Genomic DNA, 23,783 nt, shown 5'->3' with positions numbered 1-23,783 from the left:
CAAATCTTTTCATAGAATAAAGATCGACTTTAAATCAAATAATGAAAAATCAAAATTTTAAAAGAGCGAAAGCTCAGCTAGTAATTCAAAAAAATACTCAATCACATCTATAGCACCTTTAACATTTCGTTGAGGTGTTTTTTTTGTCCAAAATTTCATCATAAAAAAAAGATCCCATAGGTTAACGGTCAACCTATGGGATCTTTTAATATTGTGAAAAAGTCTAGCTGTTCTGCCAAACAATTTTTCTATTTCTACTATCGATATTAAGAATGATTCTCAATGGGTTAGGAATGATTACCAATTTCGTTGGCTTTCTTTCAAGGTCGTCAACCTCTACTGGTACACCTTGACCGTGGTCACAATCAAATTGTGCTCCCACTTCATTCTCTCCTGTTTTTGTGTAACTCTGAGCAATATAGCTTAATGGAGATAATACATCAGTGTCTACTGAAAAATCCTCATGGACGTCACCAATAATGTCTTCTAATGTCTCCCCATGCTCGTCAATAAAGTCATCCTCTAAATCATGAAGTTCATCCTCAATATCATCATAAGACTCATCTTCGTAAGATAATGCGTTTAACTGATTACGCTTCTCAATAATTTCAATTAGTGCTTTATCAATTGCAGTTGTATCCATGTATCTGATTAAATATAAAAATGTAAATATATTACTTATTCGACGTTAAAGATAAAAGAATTATTTCGTCTATGAATTAAAAATAGGCAATAGTTTTTGTTAATACAAAGTAATATTTGTGATAAAAAACTCTTTTTCAAATAGTTTTTAAAAGCCTATTATTATTCATAATTTGAAATGAAAATTTAATCTACAACTCTAAATCTTCCTTCTTCAAAACAATCTGTAATGTATCAAAAGAGATTTGTCTCATATATACTTTTGATAGATCTATTCCAAGTTGCTGAATAATGTCTTCCTTATAGTTTTTAACCGTCACCAATTCCATTTGGCCTATGATCTCAATATTAAATTTATCTTGAAATAATTCTTCCAGCTTTTGTATTTTCTTTGGCTCATTATTCGTGCATATCGACAATGACAATGCACTATTTTTAATGAGATTTACCTTCATATTCATTTTTGAAAACTCACTGAATACCAACCCTAAATCTCCTTTACTTACATTCAAGAAATCCTTTTCCTCAAATCGGATGAGCATTTGATTTGATTTGAAAATAATGGAAGGTAAAGAAGGTGAAGTTTCAAAATCACCGATCACTGTTCCTTTTGCTTCAGGATTTAAGAAGCTGTTGACGTGTAAAGGTATATTTTTTAGTGCCAGAGGACGAATTGTTTTAGGGTGAATTACCGATGCTCCGTAATAAGTTAACTCAGCAGCATACTTGTAAGGTAATTCATAAAAAAGTGTTACATCCTCTACTCTTCTTGGATCGCTGCTCATGATACCTGGTACATCTTTCCAAATACAAACATTTTCAGCATTCAAACAGTAAGCAAAAATTGCTGCCGTAAAGTCAGACCCTTCTCTTCCTAGTGTCGTTGTCTTATTATTAATAGTTCCGCCAATAAAACCTTGTGTCACCACTACGTTGTCTTCAATTAGTTTTGGCACATCAGCCTTCATCATCCGTTCTGTCCAAATCCAATCTACGTTTCCTTCTCTCCAATTATCATCCGTTTGAATGTAGATTCTTGCATCCAGAAATTGAGTAGGTATTTTCTCCTGATTAAGATAAGCTGACACGATGTGAGTCGATAACAACTCCCCGTAACAAACGGTTTGATCATACAATTCCTCTTCGGAAAAATAGCGAAGGTTCAGCTTCCCTTCTAGATCAATAATTAGTTTTTCAATTTGCTGAAAAATACTTGCTTGAGGGTTTTGAAACAGTTCTTTTGCAATAGTCAGGTGAAAATTTTTCAATTCATCTATATGATGCTCAAAAGGCTCACCTTTGATGACATCCAGAACTATCTTTTCAATTAGGTTTGTGGTTTTACCCATGGCAGAGACGACCACCACTAGATTCTTCTGTTCAGAATATTGCCCAATGATTTTTTGGACATTCCTTACAGCATCAGCGCTTTTAACGGAGGCTCCTCCAAACTTAAATACACGCATTTGTTTGAGGTAAGAGGAAAGAGGTATGGGTAAGAATCGAGTAGATCAATTCTTACCTCTTTCCTAATATTAAAGTTTTATTTTCTCGATGGCTGCTTTTGGATCTTCAGCCCCAAAAACATAGCTTCCTGCTACTAAAACTGTAGCACCTGCCTCTTTCAACTTCGCTGCATTTGAAGCATCAACACCTCCGTCAATCTGAATTAAAACCTCTGCTCCAGCTTCATCGATCATATCCTTCAAATCTCTTACTTTTTGGTAAGTTGTTGGAATGAATTTTTGACCTCCAAAACCAGGGTTAACTGACATGATACATACATAATCAATTTCATGCAATAAATATCTCAAGCAGTCAATAGAAGTATGAGGATTAAGTGCTACTCCAGCCTTCAACCCTAACTCTTTGATTTTTTGAATTGTACGGTGTAAATGAGGACAAGCTTCTGCATGAACTGAAATCATATCAGCACCTGCTTTCTTAAAATCCTCAAGGTAACGATCAGGTTGTTCAATCATTAAGTGAACATCCATAGGCTTCTTAGCATGCTTGCTAATGGCTGCACATACTGGCAATCCAAAAGAAATGTTAGGAACAAACATTCCATCCATAATGTCAATGTGAAACCAATCCGCTTGGCTTTCATTAAGCATTTCAGCATCTCTCTGCAAATTTGCAAAGTCTGCTGCCAATACTGAAGGTGCAATTAGTGTTTTCATAGCGCAAAACAAATAAACTTCGCTCGTGGAACAAAAAAGATTTAGTATTTCTTTATTGTAAAATAAAATATTTTTCGTTTTTTGAATTGTTAATCAATACAGAAAAACAAAGAAATACATTGATAAACAGTATTTTACAACTTATTTTCAGTACGTAATTTATACACTTAAATTGAGAAGTCCGAAACATTGACTATGTTAGTACTTTCGTTCGTGTTATTTGTTTATCACATCTAAAAAATAATGAGTACAAAATTACCAAAACTAGTTAAGGACGACCCATGGTTGGAACCGCAAACTGAAGAGATTAATGCTAGAATAAACAGCTTCGAGCAACTTAAAAATGACCTGAATGATAAATATGGTAGTATATATGAATTCGCTGGTGCTCATAAGTTCCTTGGCTTTAACTTTGACGCAACAAACAACGGTTGGTGGTATAGAGAGTGGGCACCTGCTGCACATGCTTTATATCTAACTGGTGACTTTAACAACTGGAATAGAGATAGTCATCCTTTAAGAAAAATTGAAGGATCACTACATTGGGATGGTGTTTGGGAGATTTTCCTTCCAAAAGATGAATACAAAGACACGTTTGTACACGGAAGTTTTATCAAAGTAAGAGTTTTATCTCAGATCGGTGATCATGATAGAATTCCTGCTTACATTACAAGAGTGGTACAAGAACCAAATTCTCCAAACTTCAAAGGGCAATTATGGTTTAGTGAGGAAACGAATTTTGATTGGTCTGATGACAATTTTGAAACAGCATCAATCAAAAACCCAATTATATACGAGGCTCACGTAGGAATGTCCCAAGAAGAAGAAAAAATGGGTTCTTATGTTGAGTTTACTGAAAATGTACTTCCAAGAGTTAGAGATTTAGGATACAACTGTATTCAATTGATGGCTGTGCAAGAGCACCCTTATTATGGGTCTTTTGGTTATCACGTTAGTAATTTCTACGCTGCAACTTCAAAGTTTGGTACACCTGAAGAATTGAAACAATTGATTAAAACGGCACACTCTATGGGTATTGCTGTAATCATGGACATTGTGCATTCTCATGCTGTAAAAAACCACAACGAAGGGATCAATGAGTTTGATGGAACAGTTTACCAATACTTCCATACAGGTGGTAAAGGTGATCATCCTGATTGGGATTCAAAGTTATTTGATTACAATAAATGGGAAGTAATTCAATTCCTTGCTTCAAATGTTAGATATTGGTTAGAAGAGTTCCATTTTGACGGCTTCCGTTTTGATGGTGTTACTTCTATGATGTATCATCACCATGGCCATGCTGGCTTTGGCAGTTATGATGACTACTTCAATATGGGTGTAGATGTAGATGCAGTACGCTATTTACAATTAGCCAACGAAGTAGCTCATGAGATCAAATCTGACGTTATTTCTATTGCGGAAGATGTATCAGGTATGCCAGGCTTAAGTAGAGCGTCTGAGGAAGGCGGTGTAGGCTTTGATTACCGTTTGAGCATGGGTATTCCAGACTTCTGGGTAAAACTTCTTGAAGAACAGAAAGATGAAGACTGGAACGTTTGGGATCTTTGGAGCGTAATGCTGAACAGAAGAGCCAACGAGAAAGCGATTGCTTATGCAGAGTCTCATGACCAAGCATTGGTAGGTGATAAAACGATTGCCATGTGGTTAATGGATGCAGAAATGTATACAAGCATGGACAATGCAAGTGGTAGCCTTGTCGTTGACAGAGGTGTTGCCCTTCATAAAATTATTCGCTTCTTAACTTGTGTTCTTGGGGGCGATGGTTATCTTAACTTTATGGGTAATGAATTTGGTCATCCTGAATGGATTGATTTCCCAAGAGAAGGAAACGGTTGGAGTTACCAATATGCAAGACGTCAGTGGTCATTGGTAGAAAATGGATTCTTACGCTACCAAAAGCTAAATAATTTTGATGGTGCAATGGTTCACTTAGTAAGAGATCACAACTTATTAGAAGAGAACACTCCAGTGAACTTATTGAATATGGATACAGAAAATAAAACAATATGCTTTAAGAAAGGTGATCTTGTTTTTGTTTTCAACTTCTCTCCTACTAACTCACTTCCTGATTACAAATTCTATGTAGGTGATGAAGGTTCTTATGAAATTGTTTTATGTTCTGATGACGAACAATTTGGAGGACACGGTCGTGTAGACACCTCTAGTAAGTTCTTTACGGATGAAAACAAACACATTTCTATTTATAATGTGAATAGATCTGCAGTGGTTTTCAAAAAAGTAGATTAATATAATCTATATATTGCAATATAATTTAAGGCTGATTTGTACTGTTACGGTATAAATCAGCCTTTTTATTATAATAATATTTAATTCTTCAAATTGAATACTTATTTAATATGTAAATTCTCAATTGGGTTTAGCAAAGTTCGAATTTGTTATTTTATTTCAATATCTCCTTGTATTCCTCATTAGAATAAGATTCACAAATAATTGAAATAAAATGTATTGCTATTATTTTTTTATAGTTAAGAGTTAGTCTTTTATCATCAAACAACTCATTTTTTTTATAAAAGTTATAGATAATAAAATCATCTGTAGAGTAACCATTAGTTATTACCCTTTTGTGATAGAATTTAATTAAGTCATCTTGCTCACTTAATTTATCTAACATTTTAAGGTAATCTCCTTTTGTATTAATATTTAGAACGTAAATACTATCATTAGTAATAAAGTCATACCCCCTTCCAAAGACCCATATTTCATTAAATGTTTTTTTATTAATTTCTTTTAATAAAGAAATACAATTGATATTTTTTTCATCAACTAAATTAACACCATTATTATGATCTAAAATAATTCCTCCATAATCTTTTGGCTGATTAATATTAAAATGTTTTTCAAAAATATTTACTAACTCTCTATCTCTTTTTATATGTTTTTGGCTAAAAACATCCACACTCAGAATACACATTAATACACAAAAAATATTTATAGTCTGCCATTTTTTTAGTTTTAAAATTTCTATGAAGTAACATTAATTTTTGATTTTCTCCTGATGTCAACCTTGACGGAAGATGAGATTAAAGAAAATTGGTCTAATTACTCAAAACGCTTCAAACTATGATGTAAAAAAAAGTTATCCTATTTTAAGAATTTAGCGTAGCAGGACTACGCTACCACCAACGAGCAATACTAGTATTAAATTTAAAGACCGTCATTCCGAATAGATCAAAAAAAGAGGCTACCCAAAAGGATAGCCTCCAACCCGACTGCAACCTAGTTACAGTGCGAAAATATGGTTAACTTCTAATTAGAAGTTGAAATCTTGCTTGAATGCTTTCAAACCTAAGTATTTAGCAGTAGAACCTAATTTTTCTTCGATACGAAGTAATTGGTTGTACTTAGCCATACGGTCTGAACGAGATGCAGAACCAGTCTTGATTTGACCACAGTTCAATGCTACTGCTAAGTCAGCAATAGTGTTGTCCTCAGTCTCACCAGAACGGTGTGACATTACTGAAGTATAACCAGCTCTGTGAGCCATTTCAACTGCAGCAATTGTTTCAGTTAATGAACCGATTTGGTTTACTTTGATAAGGATAGAGTTAGCAATACCTTCGTTGATACCACGCTCTAATTTCTCAACGTTAGTCACGAATAAATCGTCACCTACTAATTGTACTTTATCACCACAAAGGTCAGTCAATTTCTTGAAACCATCCCAATCGTTTTCATCCATACCGTCTTCGATAGAAGTGATACAGTATTTCTCAGCTAATTCAGCTAAGTATTGAGCTTGCTCTTCAGAAGTTTTGATACCTCCTTTCATGTCACCAAACTTCTCATAGTTGTACTTACCGTCTACGAAGAACTCAGAAGCAGCACAGTCTAAAGCGATAGTGATGTCTTTACCGAACTCGTAACCAGCGTTTGCAACTGCTAATTTTACTGAATCTAAAGCATCCTCAGTTGAATCGAAAGCTGGAGCGAAACCACCTTCGTCACCTACTGCAGTAGAAAGACCACGGTCATGGATAACTTTCTTTAATGCATGGAATACTTCACAACCGATACGGATAGCATCAGTAAAGTTAGTTGCAGATACAGGTTGGATCATGAACTCTTGGAATGCGATAGGAGCATCTGAGTGAGAACCACCGTTGATGATGTTCATCATTGGAACAGGCATTGTGTTTGCAGAAACACCACCTACATATCTATATAAAGGAAGACCTAACTCAGCTGCTGCTGCGTGAGCTACTGCAAGAGAAACACCCAAGATAGCGTTAGCACCTAATTTTGCTTTATTTGGAGTACCGTCTAAAGCGATCATTGCTTGGTCGATAGCGTTTTGCTCAAATACAGACGCACCGATTAATTCTTCAGCAATAATTTCATTAACGTTTTCAACAGCTTTTAAAACTCCTTTTCCAAGATAATCTTTACCACCGTCACGTAATTCAACTGCTTCGTACTCACCAGTTGATGCTCCTGAAGGAACAGCAGCACGGCCAATAGTACCAGTTTCAGTTGTTACGTCAACTTCTACAGTAGGATTACCTCTTGAATCAAGAATTTGTCTTGCGTGAACGTCTACGATTAAACTCATGTCTTCGTATTTTTTTTTATTATTGATTTTTAAAACGATACAATACTAGGCAATGGAAACGGTTTAAAACATGACTATTGTCAGTCTACTAAAAAGACATCAATATGTTTCAATTAGATCATCAAATAATCCTTTGTTTTTGAAGGTGTTACTAACAAAAGAGTTAAATTAAATAGTGGAATATTAACAAAAAATTATTAATTTTTTTATTCAAGTGTACTTTTAACACCTTAATTTTCAACCTATTATACAAGTCTTGACCTAAAAACACGCATTTTAGACCAAGGATATTCGTGTATATGAATTTATAGTAAATTAAAACTTAAATCCTCCTATAAAACGAAACTGAGTCAACATTAACTTTCGACTAATAGCTCTTCTTCTATCCTTTACTGATCCAAAAGTACTTTCTAATCCAACGTAGTACTTTTTAAGTTTAACCCCTAGCCCAATTGCGTTTGTAATTCCATTTGCAGTATCAGTCAAAGCATCAATATCCCAATCATCACTTTTAAAAGTGCTCAAAAAAGTTAGTCGGATATTCCAGTACCCTTCAATGGCTATATCATTTGTCAAAGCATATGTCGCTAAAGGCCCCACTTCAACAAGAGCTACCTCGATAAAATTTAAATTTGATGTTTCTTTTGATTTTCTTCCATACGCGAAATCCAACCAATTCACATCAATTGCGATACCTAATTTATTATTTCTATAAACATACCAATGATTACCCAATTGAAAACCAATAGTAATTGTACCGTTATCTTTACCTACATAATCGCGTTGTAATGAGTAGCCATCCCCTGTTATCGCGATATTAAACTCTAAGTCAAACCCGTTTTTGAAAATAGGTTCTTGAGAAAATGAATAAGAAGTCACCAAAACACTTAATAAAAGTGTTGCTAATAGTTTGCTCATGATACAACAAGTAAGATTAAAAGAGAGGAGTATTTTTTATACTTCCATCAAAAAATTTAAGACAAACTTATTGTAAATTAACAAGATCTCAAAAATAAAACTGAGAGATAGAGTAAAACGCTTTAATAAAAAAATATCAGTAACCAGGTAGGTTACTGATATTTCATTTTTTCCATATGAAAATGTATACTTCCTAGATTCGCTTAGAAAGTGATAATTTTCAGACGAAAAACATATATCAAAAAACGTTTCTTAATTTACTGCTATGGTTTTGTATTCTTATAAATACTCCCTAACGTCAATGACTTTCATGCCTGCTGCTTTGGCAGCTTGAATCCCAGGGTCTCCATCTTCAAACACTAAGCAAAAACGAGGTTCTACTCCCATTCGAATCGCACATTGTAAAAATGTCTCTGGATCAGGTTTAGGGTTTTCTACCTGATCAGCTCCAACTTTTACATCAAACCAATGGTAAACCCCTAGCGATGTCAATGTATGTTCTATTAATTCATCAATATTTCCAGTACCAATTGCCATTGGCATTTTCCCGTAGTTTTCTTCTGCTATTTTGAAAACAGGTTCAATTGGCTTTACATCATCAATTAATTGGAGATACTCTTTTTCTTTCAAGTCTGCAAGCTTGGGCACATCCATTTCAATATCGTGCTCTTTTCCAATTTTCTCAAGGATTCTTTCCGTTGACATCCCTGCCAAACTATAAAATTCTTCTTCAGTAAAATCATACCCTACCGATGCTAATGTCTTTTTCCATGCTAAATAATGTGTAGGCATTGTATCAGCCAAAGTACCATCCATATCGAATATTAGACCTTGGATGCCTTGAGGAATCTTGATTGTTTTGCTCATTGTATTTTGATTTAAATTTTAGCAAAACTAAAGAAAAAAGGGAATATCTTTTCACGAAAACACTATCAGTTATTTAAACTCGCTTAGTTAACTATGACTTTCTCTGTCCTTGTGTTGCCCGAAAATGTCTTCACTTCAACTAAAAGAAGACCAACTCCATAAATCATTGGGATCTCCAAATAATTATTATCTGTTGAAAATTGTCCATATAACCGACCTGTCGAATCAAATAGGTTGACATCAAATCCATTGGTATTAGACAGTACATTTAATTTTTCACCATAGCGAATTGGATTAGGATAGACCGTCAATTCAGGTACAACATCAGCATTTGAAATAGCACTAGGTCCATAAATTGTTGTGGCCCCGTCAAAATCCATTTGTTTTAGTCTGTAATAGATAATACTTGCATTTGGGACTTGCTGATCCAAATGATCGTATTTTAAAGGTACACTTGAGTTACCAGCACCCTCAATTGTGGCAATTCCCACCCAATTCTTTTTATCGACACTTCTTTCTACAATAAACTTTTCGTTATTGATCTCAGTCGCAGTGGACCACTCAATCAAAACTTCATTATCCTTTAAAGTTGTCTTAAAATAAAGGAGTTCTACAGGAAGATCATCTCCTGTATCAAAACATGAACCTCCTTCCGGCATGATATACTGTACACCATCCACATCTAATCTTACGCCTTCTTTCCCACATATTGCATTTTTACCTTCAGCAATAAAATCAACATCTGTGATATGAGCACTACCATGAATCATTATTGACGACCCTTCCTTCATCAAAAATTTAGATGACGTCAGTTGTGCCGTAACGACATCAACCCTCACGTCTTCATGAATGGTAATTGTAGACCAAAATAAATTGGCTGAAGTAATTGTTGTATCATTTTTAATATCAATTTCAGTTGTCCCAAAATTAGGTTTAACACCAACAGGTACTTCCTCTAGGTTTACACACGAAACTAGAAACATTAATGGAAGTAGAAAAAGATTGAAACACCTCATAGTAAAACAAGTTAGTAGATTAATATACATTGTAATGGATGTAATAAGTGCCAAACACACTCATTGTTCAATTGTATACTATCTAACTAACTTGCCTCTTCTTCGTTTACTTAAAAGCACCACAAATTTCCTAAAAAGGATCAGCTTATATTGACATTAGGTTAATAAGTAACCCTTGGCTAACTTCTTATATTTTTTCACCTGTTCATTTTCCCACTCCTCATCTTTGCCTAATATTCCTGACATAAGCTTTGCAACTTTTGGAGCCACTTTTATACTTGCTTTAGCATTTAAAAGTAAACAACGTGTTCTTCTAGCTAAAACATCTTCTAATGTCATTGCCATTTCAAATTCAGTACCCCAGTAAATATCCGCAAAAGTATAAGGAAGGTCTTTGTGTAATTTCTTTTTAAGTGAAGGGACATTTTCTGTCAATTGATCGATCTTCTGAAGGTCATTTCCATAAACACTCCTCACATCTGAACGGTCCAAACCTTTTTTATAGCCATGGAGTAATACTTCTTTTGTGATACATTTTACAGCGGGCCATTTTCCTACTCTTTCAATCGTATCAACAGCATCTTCAGCCATTTGTCTATAGGTTGTCCATTTACCACCAACTATGGTAATTAGATTAGAATCACTCACCACAATTTTATGTGATCTTGAAATATTTTTAGTTTCAGCTTTTTGCTTTTTAACCAAAGGACGCAAACCAGCATAAACACTTTTCACGTCAGCTCTAGTGGGTGTTTTGTTGAGGTATTTTGCTGCAGTTTTAAGGATAAAATCTATTTCATCTTCCAAGGCTCTTGGCTCATGAGATACTTTTTTCAATGGGGTATCTGTTGTTCCAACCACTATTTTATCATACCACGGCACTGCAAACAGGACTCTACCATCACTCGTTCGAGGAACCATGATTGATGATGCTCCCTGTAAAAACTCTTTATCTAAGATGACATGAACACCTTGGCTTGGACTCACCATTCTTTTGTGTTCTTCATTGTCCATTTTTAGGATTTTATCAACAAAAACACCTGTTGCATTGACAATTATCTTTCCCTTGACCTCAAAAGCTTCTTCTGTAAGCATGTCTTTGACATGTACTCCACTTACTTTCTCGTCATCATCTTTGATTAATCCCGTTACCTTCACATGGTTTAGAATCGTCCCACCATAATCACTAATGGTCAATGCTAATGTCATGGCATATCGTGCATCATCAAACTGTCCATCATAATACCTCACTCCTCCAAGGAGCCCTTCTTGATTAAGGTTGGGTATATGTTCAATAGTTCTTTCTTTTGAGATCATTTCTGATGGACCTAACCCTAATTTGCCAGACATAACATCATATACTTTGAGTCCGGTTGTATACAAAGGAGCGTCCCACCAATCATAAACTGGTACAATAAACTTTTGATCGTGAACTAAGTGAGGAGCATTTTCTTTCATTAAACCTCTTTCTCTAAGTGCTTCTCTGACCATCGCAACATCACCTTGTTTAAGGTATCTTACTCCTCCATGTGCTAGTTTTGTACTTCTACTAGATGTCCCTTTTGCAAAGTCATGTTGTTCGAGTAATAATGTCTTATAGCCTCGTAGACAACTATCTAGCGCTGTACCTAAGCCAGAAGCTCCTCCTCCGATCACAATTACATCATATTCTTCGAGTGCTTTAAGCTCACTAAGCATCTTATCCCTGTTCATCATATCTTAGTATTAAAGTGTATTTTTATAGTCTTTTGTAAAAGTAATTTAATAAGATTCTCTTCTTTTTTGATTTATTTTTATATTTTTATTAAACAAATTAACCCTTAATTAGTAATTGTAATATTACATTAACTTATCCACTCTTACAGTAAACTACATGTCAAAATTTAGGCAAATTACTTTTATTCTCTTCAGTCTGCTCTGCACCACTTTTTTATATGGACAATCAAAAAATTACACCTTAAGTGGTTATATCAAAGATGGAGCAACTGGCGAATCTCTTATTGGTGCGACCGTTTACACTGCTGAATTAAAATCAGGTGTTGTCACGAATGATTATGGCTTTTTTTCATTGACACTTCCCGAAGGAGAGTATACCGTTAAATCAACGTATGTTGGTTATAATAGCTTTTCAAAAAAGATAAAACTCAATGAAAACAAAAAATTAAACATCGAATTAACTGGTACAAAGACTGAGCTAGACGAGGTTTTAATTACTGGAGAGAGAGAAGATGCGAATGTCACTGATGTGCAAATGAGTACACAAAAAATGGACATTGAGACAATGCTCAAAATCCCGGCTCTTCTTGGTGAAGTTGATGTTATTAAATCCATTCAATTATTACCGGGGGTAAGTTCTGTTGGAGAAGGCGCTACTGGTTTTAATGTCAGAGGTGGTGGAATTGGACAAAATCTAGTTTTATTAGATGAAGCTCCTGTTTTTAACTCTTCTCACCTGTTTGGCTTTTTCTCTGTTTTCAATCCTGATGCAGTAAAAGATGTAAAACTTATTAAAGGTGGTATCCCTGCTCAATATGGAGGTCGTATATCTTCGATTCTGGATGTTAGAATGAAAGATAGTAGTCCTGAAAAGCTAAGTATAAATGGCGGAGTTGGTGTAATTTTTAGTCGTTTGAGTGTGGAAGCTCCGATCATAAAAGATAAGATGTCTATTTTAGTGGCAGGTAGAAGATCTTATATCGATATTTTAGCAAAACCGTTCCTAGAAGAAGATCTAAGAAGCTCTAAGTTCAATTTCTGGGACCTTACTGCTAAGGTGAATTATGACTTAAGTGAAAAAAATAAAATTTACCTTTCGGCCTATTGGGGAAGAGATAACTTCGGAGATGCTGAATCTTTTGACTCAGGTTGGGGAAATATAACAAGTACTTTCAGATGGAATCATTTATTCAATGATAAGCTAGTACTTAACACTGTGGCCTACCTATCAAATTATGATTATAATCTCAATTTCAGACAAAATGCAACAGATGCTTTCGATTGGAAATCTCAAATAAAAACCTATTCTATCAAACCCGAATTCACGTGGTATTTAGGAAAAAACAATACCATTACTATGGGTGCACAATCAATTTATTATGATTTTTCTCCTGGTACTACTTCCGCTATGAGTGGAGGTCAAGAACTTCCTCCTTTTGAGTTACAAAATCAGTTTGCACTTGAAAACGCACTTTATATTGGAAACGACCAAAAACTATCAGACAAAATCACGTTACAGTACGGTTTAAGATGGAGTTCATTTACCTATTTAGGTCCTGTCACTACTTATGAATACGAAGAGGCTGCTATTCCAAATACGAGAAGAGATCCTGTAGAAAATTCTGAAAGAGTGTATGGTGATTGGGAACCCGTTAAAACCTACTTCAGTCTTGAACCAAGACTTGCCATAAAATATCAACTGAATGAGAAGAGTTCTATTAAAGCAAGCTTCACTCATATGGCTCAGTACATTCACCTCATCTCAAATACTTCTGCAGCATCACCACTTGATGTTTGGTCTCCAAGTACAAACAATATTGTCCCTCAACGAGGAGAACAATATGCCTTGGGGTATTTTAGAAATATGAAAGACAATACTTTTGAGTTTTCTACAGAAGTATACTACAAGCCCATGCGTAATTTGATTGATTATATCAACGGTGCCGACCTACTCTTAAATCCGTATTTAGAGGGTGATTTATTGAATTCTACCGGTAGAGCTTATGGTTTAGAAGTTTATCTAAGAAAGAAAAAAGGAAAATATACGGGGTGGCTTAGTTACACGCTCGCAAGGTCTGAACAAATCACAGAAGGGATAAATCAAAGTCAATACTACCCTAGAAGATTTGATCAAGCTCATAACTTAACGCTAAGTAATTTTTATGAGTTGAATGACAGGTGGTCTTTTGCGGCTAACTTTTCTTTGATTAGTGGAACTCCAACTACTTTCCCTACCAATCAATTACAAATACAAGGCTACGGAATCCCTCATAATGTAGATGATGTTAGAAATAATCAGAGAATTCCTTATTACCACAGGCTAGATATATCTGCCACACTAAAAGGAAAGAAAAAACCTAATCGAAGATGGGAACATTACTGGATCTTTGGCGTCTACAATACTTATGCTCGCAAAAATCCTTATTCAATTTATTTCTTACCTTCAGATGAAAGACCTGAACAAGGAAAACCGGCAGCAAATGAAGCGATTCAATTTTCTGTACTAGCAAATATCATCCCTTCTGTTTCATTCAACTTCAAATGGTAAACAATGAGAAATAATAAATTATATATCTTCACTATACTTTCACTCTTACTTTTTGGATGTGAGGACGTCATAACGATAGACCTTCCGCAAGGAAAAACTCAAATTGTAGTAGATGGCTTCATTAACAATAAGTTTGAAAAGCAAAGAATAAGACTTATCAATACAAATGGTTATTTCGACCCCAATACTCCTCCATTAGTTGAAAATGCAAATGTAAGAGTGATCGATTTGGTCAACAGTAAAACCATCACATTTACCTATGAAAGTGACGGCTACTATACTTGGACGCCTCCAACGGAAGCTGACACACTGATTGTAAGACAAAGACCCGCTGATTTCGATAGAGATGGTGATGGCAGATACGACAACTATTACAAATTAGAAGTCGATGTTAATTTTCAAGAACAGGATTTATCCTTTGAGGCTTACACTTCATTGGAAAGAGTACCTCCAATTGATTCTCTGATTTTTAAGACATCAAGAGAAGAAAAAGAAGAAGATGAAAAAATCACTGCAGAGTTGTGGGCAAAAGATTATGCCGGACCAAATGACTGTTATTGGATCAAGACTTTTAGGAATGGAGATTTCCTAAATAAAAGTAATGAATTGCTCATTGCATTCGACATCACACCTGGCAGAAGTGATTTTGGCGATATTCTTACAGAAGACACTTATTTTATTCCTCCTATTCGTGGTGGCATCAATCCTTCTAGAAGTGAAGAAGAAATTGAGAACAATGCACCGCTTTACCAGATTGGTGATTCTGTATATTGTGAAATACACTCTATCACTGAAAATGCTTTTGATTTTTTAAGTCAATCAAGAACTCAGATGTCAAATGGAGGACTTTTTGCTAGACCATTAGCAAATGTCCCTACCAATATTATTGCCACAAACGACCAAAGTGAAGGCTTAGTCATTGGTATTTTTTGTGGTTCCGCAATATCTTACAAAGGACATCGTATTACTACTAAACCTCCTTATGAAGATTAAAGGATGAATGGAGGTTATTTAGTCTAAAATTTTTTGATATGTCAATAGAGCAAGAAGTAGATAAATTCACACCTACCCGAGAGAGAGTTGAAAGTTATTATTATGAAAACTTTAAAAGATTAGATAGAGCAATGCAATACACCCTTATTGGGTCATTTATTTTAGCGATTGGATTGTCTTTTGAATCGGGAAATTGGATACTCGCCTTGGCTTTGGCAACAGTGAGTACTTTTGTCTACTTCATATTTTTATATGGCTCAACAAATACATCATCAACGCGATACATTTTAGCATTTACCTTTTTCCTGTTTCAGGTACAATACCTCATGGTGTCTCCACAAACACCTTATGGGCAGTTTGCCTTTTTTGGGATTCTTGCACTTTTATCGCTCTATCAAAATATAAACTTACTCACGGTCTATTTTATGCTGACTGTACTAATGTATGTCTCATTAGTACTCCTTGGCTCGGACATGTGGCTCACTCAGATTTATCAAGAAAGTTTAACTACTAAGTCTTTCAAAGGCATTGTCTCTATCCCATTAGTGGCCTTGAGTTTCTATCTAGCATGTATTTTTATTGCGAATCAACTTAAAAAGCAAAGTTTTAGAAATGCTCGATATGCCATTTTTCTTGAAGATCAAATGCATATTGATGAGAATACAAAGCTTGCTCAAGACATCGAAAACGGAAAACTATACGAAGATTATAATATTCATGAAAACGACATCTTAGGAAACTTATTGATTTCAATGCGTAACCAAGTTAGGATTCAAAAAGAGGATGTTGAGAATCAAGGATGGATTGCTTCTGGTTTATCTTCTATTAGTGAATTATTACTTTCCGTTAAAGATATCAAAAGGCTTTCAACAAAGACACTTCGAGAAATCACCGAATACACTCAATCAGCAATTGGTGCTTTTTACCTTTATAATGAAGAGAAAGATTGCCTTGAAATTACGGCATGCTACAGTCAGCATAGAAGAAAAAAAGTAGGCGATGTTTATAAAAAAGGAGAAGGACAAGTGGGTGAAGTATTCCTAAAAAACACCCCAACACTTATCTCTGATATACCTACGGACTACACTCCTATTCAATCAGGCTTAGGCGAAGCTATTCCAAAAAATATCTTCCTTGTTCCATTAGCCATTAAAAATGACGTAGTGGGCGTAATTGAGTTAGGATCATTGAGAGAGTATAATCCTCAAGAAAAAGCATTACTAACAGAAATAGCACCTTCTATTGCCCTTACGATTCGCACAATTCGATCAACCCTCAGAACGAATCAGCTTTTGGATGACGCTCAGAAAACCAACCAAGAACTGAAAGAAAAAGAGGAAACACTTAGTGAAAACATGAAATTACTTGAAGAGACCAAAAAAGAAATGGAGGTCAAACAAGTACAGCTTGAAGCACAAGAAGAAGAAAGTCTTTTATTCTTTGAGAGAGCAATGGATGCCATGATCGCTTTTGATGAAGAAGGACAAATATTGAAACTAAACCCTGCCGCATCACATATCTTTCAAATAGGCATTGTATCTGATGGAAGAAATATATCAGATTTACTAGGTAAGAGCTACGACAGAGCCATAAATAACAGAAGAACAATGAAACTTAAACGTTCTTCTGGCGATGTGTTTACAGCTTTAATATTCATTACTGAAATCAAGAATAATGAAGGCGTAAGAAGAATTGCCTACATTCAAGACATTTCTGATCAAGACAAAAAAGAAAAAGAACTTCGTATTTTATTAGATAAAGCACAACTAAAGAACGAACAATTAGTTATACAGGAGAAGACAATGAAAGAAAGTTTGAGCCTTATGATCAGCACGAAGGAAGAACTCAATAATGCGAAGAAGAAAATCGTAGAGCTTGAACTTGAAATTGGTCGTCTTCACCAACAAATAAAGAAGAACTCTTAGTTATTATTATATAGATGGACAAACAACTCTTTAAAGACGCGATGAGACACCTTGCTGCTACCGTAAATGTAATCTCTACGGATGGTGATGCAGGAAGAAATGGTATTACAGCAACAGCTGTCACTTCGCTCTCCGACACTCCCCCAAGCTTATTAGTTTCAGTCAACAAAAATGGAGAATTCCATGATCAAGTGTTGAAAAATAAAAAATTCTCTGTTCATATTTTGAGAGAAGATATGTCAGAAATTTCGAATTGTTTTGCAGGGTATAAAGGCTTCCAGGGAGAAGAAAAATTTCAACTTGGAACATGGGATATCTCAGATGAAAGTCGTGTACTAGAAAATGCACTTGCAAACATTGAGTGTGAATTAACGGAAGCTCATGATGGTTTTACACATAGTATTTTCATTGGGAAAATCACGGATATAAAAACAACTGAAAATCACGACGATAAGCCTTTATTGTACAGTCAAGGGCAATATACTACGGTTCAAAGTTAGATTTTCGATATCGAAATATTGAAGTAAGAATAAGGTTCTGCTTCAAAAATAAAGAAAGCTCAATAATAATTGGGCTTTTTTTATACCCTATTTTTTGATGAAAAATGGGCAATATTAGATTAATATAATTTTAAGTATTTCTTTCAAAAAAGATAATTTTTATACAAATTTGCACAATATCAAGATAGACCTTAATTCATTAATTAAAAAAAAGATAAAAAAATGCTTGATTTTAAGATCCATTATTACTTTATTTAAGTATTGGAACTAATATATAACTATAAACTACATGGTTATTCTCCTATTATTACACAAAAAATTGATTATAAGTAATAGAATAAAATTGCACATTTTGTATAACCGATGTCTAAACCCATATGCCTAAGTAGGTAGTAGTTATTTCTCCTTTTTAATTACAATGACTATGATAGAAGATTACAACAAAATCATTGAATCGTTAAACATTAAGTTTATCCGTTCAAACAGTTTAAACGTTATCCGTTCTGTAAAAGTCTCTAACTTTTATGATGTCCAAAACACCCTTATTCAAGTTAAATCAGGTGATATCACAGTTAACGAGAACGAAGTAGCTCGTGCCGGAGACCTTGTTTTTATTCCTGGAGGTAAATCTATTGAGATTGCTTTTGGTAATTCTAATACTACAGAGGTTACGAATGAGAGCTTTATCAATGATAGAGACTCTTACTTGAGAAAAATTAATGATGATGTTTCATTGCATACCATTCACACAAGTTTTACGTCAGTTACATTTGACGCAAAAGCTTTTGACTCAGTGAATTTCTTTAACTCTCTTGACATCCCTCCTTTCATTATTCCAAAACACGAGGAGATCAGCGAAGCTATTGACAAGATATATAAAGAATCTTTAGGTGATAAGCCTGGAAGAGACCGAATTGCGACGAATATCACTGAATATGCAGTGATTGAAGTCTTTAGACATGTACTAGAAAAGAAATTGTTTGTGGAACAAATTGCCACAAATAGCAATTACTTTAAAGATCCTCGATTGATTGATATTTTCAACTTCATCAAGGATAATATATCAAGTGATCTATCTAACAAGATCCTTGCAAACGTAGCCAATGTATCCGAAGATTATGTAGGGCAATATTTCAAAATGTTGACTGGTATTAACCCTCAAGATTACATTGAATACCAAAGAATGGAAAAAGCAGTTGAATTGCTTCGTACATCAAGAAAGAGTATTCGTGCCATCGGATCTGAGGTGGGCTATAAAGACACTGCCTATTTCTGTAGACGATTCAAAATGATGTTTGGTATCCCTGCAGGAAAAATGAGAAGAAGAGATTCATTAATGAATGTATAAGCTTTTTCTTCCATGAAATTCTCAAAATGGAGGTCCTCATTAAAGGACCTCTTTTTTTATGTTTAATAGTTTTTTAAGTACTTAAGTACCAAGACAAAATTATTTAATACTAATTCTATTTATTGTTTTGCGATTACTTCCTTCAAAAAACTTTCAATAGAACCACTATTAATACGTTTTTTAGCATTGTACTCACAAAAAATAAATTAGAATTAACTATGATTTATTTTTGGCTTAGTACTTATCACCAAGCCAAAATAAACAAAACATTAAAAAATTGGTTATTGGTAACATATAACATTTATTCTATTCTGAATCTAAATTTTATCTGTATTTTTGTCGCAAACAAGCATTCCAATGAAAAAAGAAGATATTCAAACATATAACTACTGCGACAATATTAACGCGTATCAAAGAAGGCAAACCGTAACCGTTAATATTGGAGGAGTTCCTATGGGAGGAGACAACCCTATTCGAATTCAATCTATGACTACTGTTGACACAATGGATACTGAAGGGTCAATAGAAGAAATTATAAGAATGGTTGAATCAGGTTGTGAATATGTAAGAATCACGGCTCCTAGTAAAAAGGAAGCTGAAAACCTTCAAGAAATAAAAGACGGATTAAGAGCTAGAGGTTATAACGTACCTTTGGTTGCAGACATACACTTTACTCCAAATGCTGCTGAAGTAGCTGCCAAAATTGTTGAAAAAGTAAGAATCAACCCTGGTAACTATGCTGATAAGAAGAAATTTGACTTCATCGAATACGACGATGCTACTTATCAGGCAGAACTAGATAGAATTAGAGAGAAATTTATTCCTTTGGTTGAAATCTGTAAAGAACACGGTACTGCCATGAGAATTGGCACAAACCACGGTTCACTTTCTGATCGTATCTTAAGTAGATATGGAGACACTCCACTTGGAATGGTAGAGTCTGCGTTAGAGTTCCTAAGAATTTGTGATGAATTAGATTATCATGAAATTGTGCTTTCTATGAAAGCCAGTAATACACAAGTGATGGTACAAGCCTATAGATTGTTGGTTCAAAAAATGGAAGAAGAAGGCTTAAAACCTTATCCTTTACATTTAGGAGTGACGGAGGCAGGTGACGGAGAAGATGGTAGAGTAAAATCTGCTGTAGGTATTGGTACCTTATTAGAAGACGGACTTGGTGATACGGTAAGAGTATCGTTAACGGAAGCTCCAGAAGCTGAGGCTCCTGTTGCTGAAGCTCTAATCAAAAGGTATGACAATAGAAGCACTGAAAGCAAATCAATCAACACACCAATCACATCGTCACCAAAAAATCCTTTCAAATATGAAAGAAGAGTAACCAAAGAAGTAGCTACATTTGGTGATCATAATGTCCCTAGAGTCATTGCTAATTTTTCTCAAATTGAGGACATTACCATGAAAAGCCTTAAAGCGATTGGGCATCACTATTTACCAGCGACAGATAAATGGGCAATGAGTGATCATGGAGCAGATTATATCTATACAGGTAAAAAAGCACTTCCTTTTATGGCCCCTAATGGTCTAAAAAATATTGTTGATGCTTCTTCATGGAATTCAATGGAGGACACCTACCCTCTTTTTGAATTAGATCAGTACTTAAATAGCGAAGAGGTACACCAAGAGCTTAATTTTGTAAGAGTCACTTTTGAATCTATTGATGAAGCTACCTTAACTTCATTGAAACAAGCAGAAAATGTAGTGCTTATCATTCATACAGAAAACGCTCATGCTATGCCTGAGTTGAGAGCATTATTATTTAAGCTTTACAGTGAGGACGTTAAAAATCCAGTAGTGATTGAGAGAAGCTATGAGAATCTTACGGATGATCAACTGCAACTTTATAGTTCTACTGATATTGGTGGATTATTAATCGATGGATTAGGGGATGGTGTAATGCTAAGCACAACACACACACTTGAAGCTACTGAGTTTTGTAATCGATTATCATTTGGCATTCTGCAAGCTGCAAGAACGAGAATGACAAAAACGGAGTACATTTCATGTCCATCTTGTGGTCGAACTTTATTTGACCTACAAGAAACAACAGCAATGATTCGTCAGAGAACAGACCACTTGAAAGGTGTCAAAATTGGTATTATGGGCTGTATTGTAAATGGCCCTGGTGAAATGGCTGATGCCGATTACGGTTATGTTGGTTCAGGTAAAGGAAAAATCACGCTTTATAGAGGACAAGAAGTCGTAAAAAGATCAGTTCCTGAAGCGGATGCAGTAGATGAATTAATCAAACTTATTGATGAGGATGGCAATTGGTTTGCTCCTCAACAGGAAGTAGTGCAATAAAATATAGATATACAATAGGGGTTAAAGTCTTATTTAACCCCTTTTTTTATTGTAAAAATTGAATTAATTTTATTTTCTTACATCATTATCAACAGATAGTATAATGATCGGTATGTTATCTGTTCTCAAATTTTTATCTTAAACTAGTAAAAATTTGCTTTAATATATGCCCATAACATTTGCTCATCCTAGTGCAGTTCTACCACTTTTCAGATATTCTCATTATTTATCTGTCTCTGCTCTTATCATTGGAAGCATAATTCCAGATTTTGAGCATTATCTTCAACTTCAGCAAAGTGTAAAACTAGCTCACACCTTTATTGGCATTTTTGTTTTTAATTTACCTGTAGGAATATTGGTATACTATATCAATAAATTATTTTTCAAACCTGTATTAAGAAGGGTTACTCCTATTCGTTTCAAAAGACGTCAAACAAGAACAAACTATTCATTTTTTCAAATTCTAGTTTCTATATCAATAGGCATTGCCACTCATTTTTTCCTTGATGCAATTACAGGTGAAGAAGGTTTTTTTGTAAAAGACCTACCCTATCTCATGGACGAGGTTTACATCACCCCTTCTTTTAAAATGAATATTCATAATATAATATGGGTAAGCGTTTCGTTATTTGGAACTGCACAATGTGTTTGGTTGGCGATTACTGCATTTGACTTGAAAAATAGTTTGAAGAAAGTTAAACTGAGTGAATGGTTTCCCTCATTTTGGTTGGAACTATTTAGTATACTTATTTTTATAATATTCATACGTAATCTAATCCTCCCTCCACCATTGATCTTGTGGGATTGGGGAATTGCTATTGGCGGTGCTTTTTTCTACGCTCTAACATTCACTTGCTTTAGATGGCGTTACTTTTTGAAAATGATTAGAAGGTAAAGGACAAAAAATAAAGGGATTATGTTTTCAACACAACCCCTTCTTGAAAGTATAAAATGAAGGATAAATATTTATGCTAGCATTAATATTCCCACTTGAATCAAACCAATAAAGAAACCAAGAACGGCTCCCATAATCTCTATAAAAGTAAGCTCTTGCTTAATGACTGACATCAATAAATCTTCGAACTTTGCATCCGAAAAATCCATGACTTTCTCATAAACCACTTGTTCGATGCTAATACTTGAAATATTTGTTCCAATATCATCCAGCAGTTTCGGCACCATCTCTTTTACAGAGTTTTCCATTCCAGTTCTAATTTGCTGAATAATTGCATCACCACCAAACATTTGTAGCATAGGTCCAAACTGCGTTGCTTTTTCATCAACAAATTCGTTAACTCTGACCATAATTGCCTTAAAGAGTTTTTCCTGATTCTCCTCTGTCTTTAGCTTATCTAAAATCATATCAGGTGTAAAGAGATCCTTCTCTACGATGATTCCAAGTCTCCTTGCCAAAGTTTTCTTTCTTCTTGGAAAGACACCGTGTAAGGTAAAAAACAATATCTTAATTGGTTTTCTTGGATGGAAGAGCATTTTAATCGCTACATAATTTGTAATCCATCCAATCCCAGCCGAAATCACTGGAAACATCCACATTAAATAAGAACTCATTAATTATCTTCTTTAATAATTTGATTTAATTTTTGATATAAAATAGCAGTGGGCAAACCCATTACTGTAAAATAAGAACCTTCTATTTTCTGAATCATCGTCATTCCTATCCATTCTTGAATACCGTATGCACCTGCTTTATCAAAAGGTTGCTTTTCATTGATATAATAGTTCAACACTTCTTCACTCATAGGAAGAAAAGTCACTAAAGTTCGATCCGTAAATGAAACCTCTTGAGTACTTGTTTTTATACAAACAGCAGAATAAACTGTATGTGAATTTCCTGACAGACCTTGAAGCATTGCCTTAGCCTCTTCGAAATCTTTTGGTTTACCTAGCACATCACTTTGGTTTACCACCACGGTATCCGAAAAAATGGCAATTTCGTTTTCTTTTAAATCATCAAACGCTTTTGCCTTTTGCTTTGCAATATATTCCGCTACCTCTTCGGGTGGAAGGGTATCAGGATACGATTCATCAACCTCTCTTACTTTTACCTCAAATGGAATATCCATCTCTGATAATAGAGAAGCCCTACGCGGACTTTTTGAAGCTAAAATTATTTTTTTACCTTTTAAATCTATCATTTAGGTATAAATTCTCTTTGTTGTTCAGTTTTCGAAACTCAAAAATAATAAATAA

At 34.6% G+C, this 23,783-nt stretch carries 19 protein-coding genes; 8 read left to right on the top strand and 11 right to left on the bottom strand.

The window, feature by feature from the left end; genetic code table 11:
• Positions 1-223: 223 nt before the first annotated feature.
• From IC221_RS08120 to rpe, 3 genes are all read right to left on the bottom strand, one after another.
• Positions 224-643, bottom strand: a complete 420-nt coding sequence (locus IC221_RS08120; protein ID WP_188168477.1) for a hypothetical protein — start codon at positions 641-643, stop codon at positions 224-226.
• A 190-nt stretch (positions 644-833) separates the two neighbouring features.
• Positions 834-2,108, bottom strand: a complete 1,275-nt coding sequence (locus tag IC221_RS08115; RefSeq protein WP_188168476.1) for an aspartate kinase — start codon at positions 2,106-2,108, stop codon at positions 834-836.
• Positions 2,109-2,177: 69 nt separating this feature from the next.
• Positions 2,178-2,825 carry a ribulose-phosphate 3-epimerase gene (gene rpe, locus IC221_RS08110; RefSeq protein WP_044200620.1) on the bottom strand — a complete coding sequence of 216 codons (648 nt, stop codon included), beginning with the start codon at positions 2,823-2,825 and terminating at the stop codon, positions 2,178-2,180.
• A 243-nt stretch (positions 2,826-3,068) separates the two neighbouring features.
• On the opposite strand from rpe, the gene IC221_RS08105 reads away from it, so the two are divergent.
• Entirely contained in the window at positions 3,069-5,096 is a 2,028-nt protein-coding gene (locus IC221_RS08105) for an alpha-amylase family glycosyl hydrolase (protein WP_188168475.1), read from the top strand.
• A 154-nt stretch (positions 5,097-5,250) separates the two neighbouring features.
• Here the strand turns inward: IC221_RS08105 and IC221_RS08100 are convergent, their stop codons facing one another.
• From IC221_RS08100 to IC221_RS08075, 6 genes are all read right to left on the bottom strand, one after another.
• Complete coding sequence (locus IC221_RS08100) at positions 5,251-5,766, bottom strand: hypothetical protein (protein WP_188168474.1); 516 nt, start codon at positions 5,764-5,766, stop codon at positions 5,251-5,253.
• A gap of 354 nt (positions 5,767-6,120) precedes the next feature.
• Complete coding sequence (gene eno / locus IC221_RS08095; RefSeq protein ID WP_188168473.1) at positions 6,121-7,419, bottom strand: phosphopyruvate hydratase; 1,299 nt, start codon at positions 7,417-7,419, stop codon at positions 6,121-6,123.
• A 315-nt stretch (positions 7,420-7,734) separates the two neighbouring features.
• Positions 7,735-8,337: a hypothetical protein gene (locus IC221_RS08090; RefSeq protein ID WP_188168472.1), complete on the bottom strand. Its 603-nt coding sequence runs from the start codon at positions 8,335-8,337 to the stop codon at positions 7,735-7,737.
• A 279-nt stretch (positions 8,338-8,616) separates the two neighbouring features.
• Complete coding sequence (locus IC221_RS08085) at positions 8,617-9,204, bottom strand: HAD family phosphatase (protein WP_188168471.1); 588 nt, start codon at positions 9,202-9,204, stop codon at positions 8,617-8,619.
• 83 nt (positions 9,205-9,287) lie between these two features.
• Positions 9,288-10,220 carry a T9SS type A sorting domain-containing protein gene (locus tag IC221_RS08080; RefSeq protein WP_188168470.1) on the bottom strand — a complete coding sequence of 311 codons (933 nt, stop codon included), beginning with the start codon at positions 10,218-10,220 and terminating at the stop codon, positions 9,288-9,290.
• 156 nt (positions 10,221-10,376) lie between these two features.
• A complete protein-coding gene (locus IC221_RS08075; protein ID WP_367397762.1) occupies positions 10,377-11,936 on the bottom strand; it encodes an FAD-dependent oxidoreductase in 1,560 nt (519 codons plus the stop codon).
• 157 nt (positions 11,937-12,093) lie between these two features.
• Here IC221_RS08075 and IC221_RS08070 point away from each other — a divergent pair, with 157 nt between their 5' ends.
• The 7 genes from IC221_RS08070 (at position 12,094) to IC221_RS08040 (ending at position 22,467) form a co-directional block, all read left to right on the top strand.
• A complete protein-coding gene (locus tag IC221_RS08070) occupies positions 12,094-14,484 on the top strand; it encodes a TonB-dependent receptor (RefSeq protein ID WP_188168469.1) in 2,391 nt (796 codons plus the stop codon).
• Positions 14,485-14,487: 3 nt separating this feature from the next.
• Entirely contained in the window at positions 14,488-15,477 is a 990-nt protein-coding gene (locus tag IC221_RS08065; protein WP_188168468.1) for a DUF4249 domain-containing protein, read from the top strand.
• Between the two features lie 38 nt (positions 15,478-15,515).
• Positions 15,516-17,402 (top strand): GAF domain-containing protein, encoded by a 1,887-nt coding sequence (locus IC221_RS08060; protein ID WP_188168467.1) that lies wholly within the window; start codon positions 15,516-15,518, stop codon positions 17,400-17,402.
• 14 nt (positions 17,403-17,416) lie between these two features.
• A complete protein-coding gene (locus tag IC221_RS08055; protein ID WP_188168466.1) occupies positions 17,417-17,902 on the top strand; it encodes a flavin reductase family protein in 486 nt (161 codons plus the stop codon).
• A gap of 427 nt (positions 17,903-18,329) precedes the next feature.
• Entirely contained in the window at positions 18,330-19,250 is a 921-nt protein-coding gene (locus tag IC221_RS08050) for an AraC family transcriptional regulator (RefSeq protein WP_044201009.1), read from the top strand.
• Between the two features lie 357 nt (positions 19,251-19,607).
• Positions 19,608-21,572, top strand: coding sequence for a (E)-4-hydroxy-3-methylbut-2-enyl-diphosphate synthase (ispG, locus tag IC221_RS08045; protein ID WP_188168465.1), 1,965 nt, complete (start codon positions 19,608-19,610; stop codon positions 21,570-21,572).
• A 166-nt stretch (positions 21,573-21,738) separates the two neighbouring features.
• Entirely contained in the window at positions 21,739-22,467 is a 729-nt protein-coding gene (locus IC221_RS08040; RefSeq protein WP_188168464.1) for a DUF4184 family protein, read from the top strand.
• A 71-nt stretch (positions 22,468-22,538) separates the two neighbouring features.
• Here the strand turns inward: IC221_RS08040 and IC221_RS08035 are convergent, their stop codons facing one another.
• A complete protein-coding gene (locus tag IC221_RS08035; protein WP_188168463.1) occupies positions 22,539-23,141 on the bottom strand; it encodes a DUF445 domain-containing protein in 603 nt (200 codons plus the stop codon).
• On the bottom strand, positions 23,141-23,728 hold the full coding sequence (locus IC221_RS08030; protein ID WP_188168462.1) for a Maf family nucleotide pyrophosphatase: 588 nt from the start codon (positions 23,726-23,728) through the stop codon (positions 23,141-23,143). The genes IC221_RS08035 and IC221_RS08030 overlap by 1 nt, the downstream gene beginning before the upstream one ends.
• Positions 23,729-23,783: the final 55 nt, after the last annotated feature.

Source organism: Flammeovirga sp. EKP202, from assembly GCF_014534745.1.
Lineage (GTDB): Bacteria > Bacteroidota > Bacteroidia > Cytophagales > Flammeovirgaceae > Flammeovirga.
The sequence above is the reverse complement of the archived record's forward strand: the minus strand, read 5'-3'. Positions and strand labels throughout refer to the sequence as shown.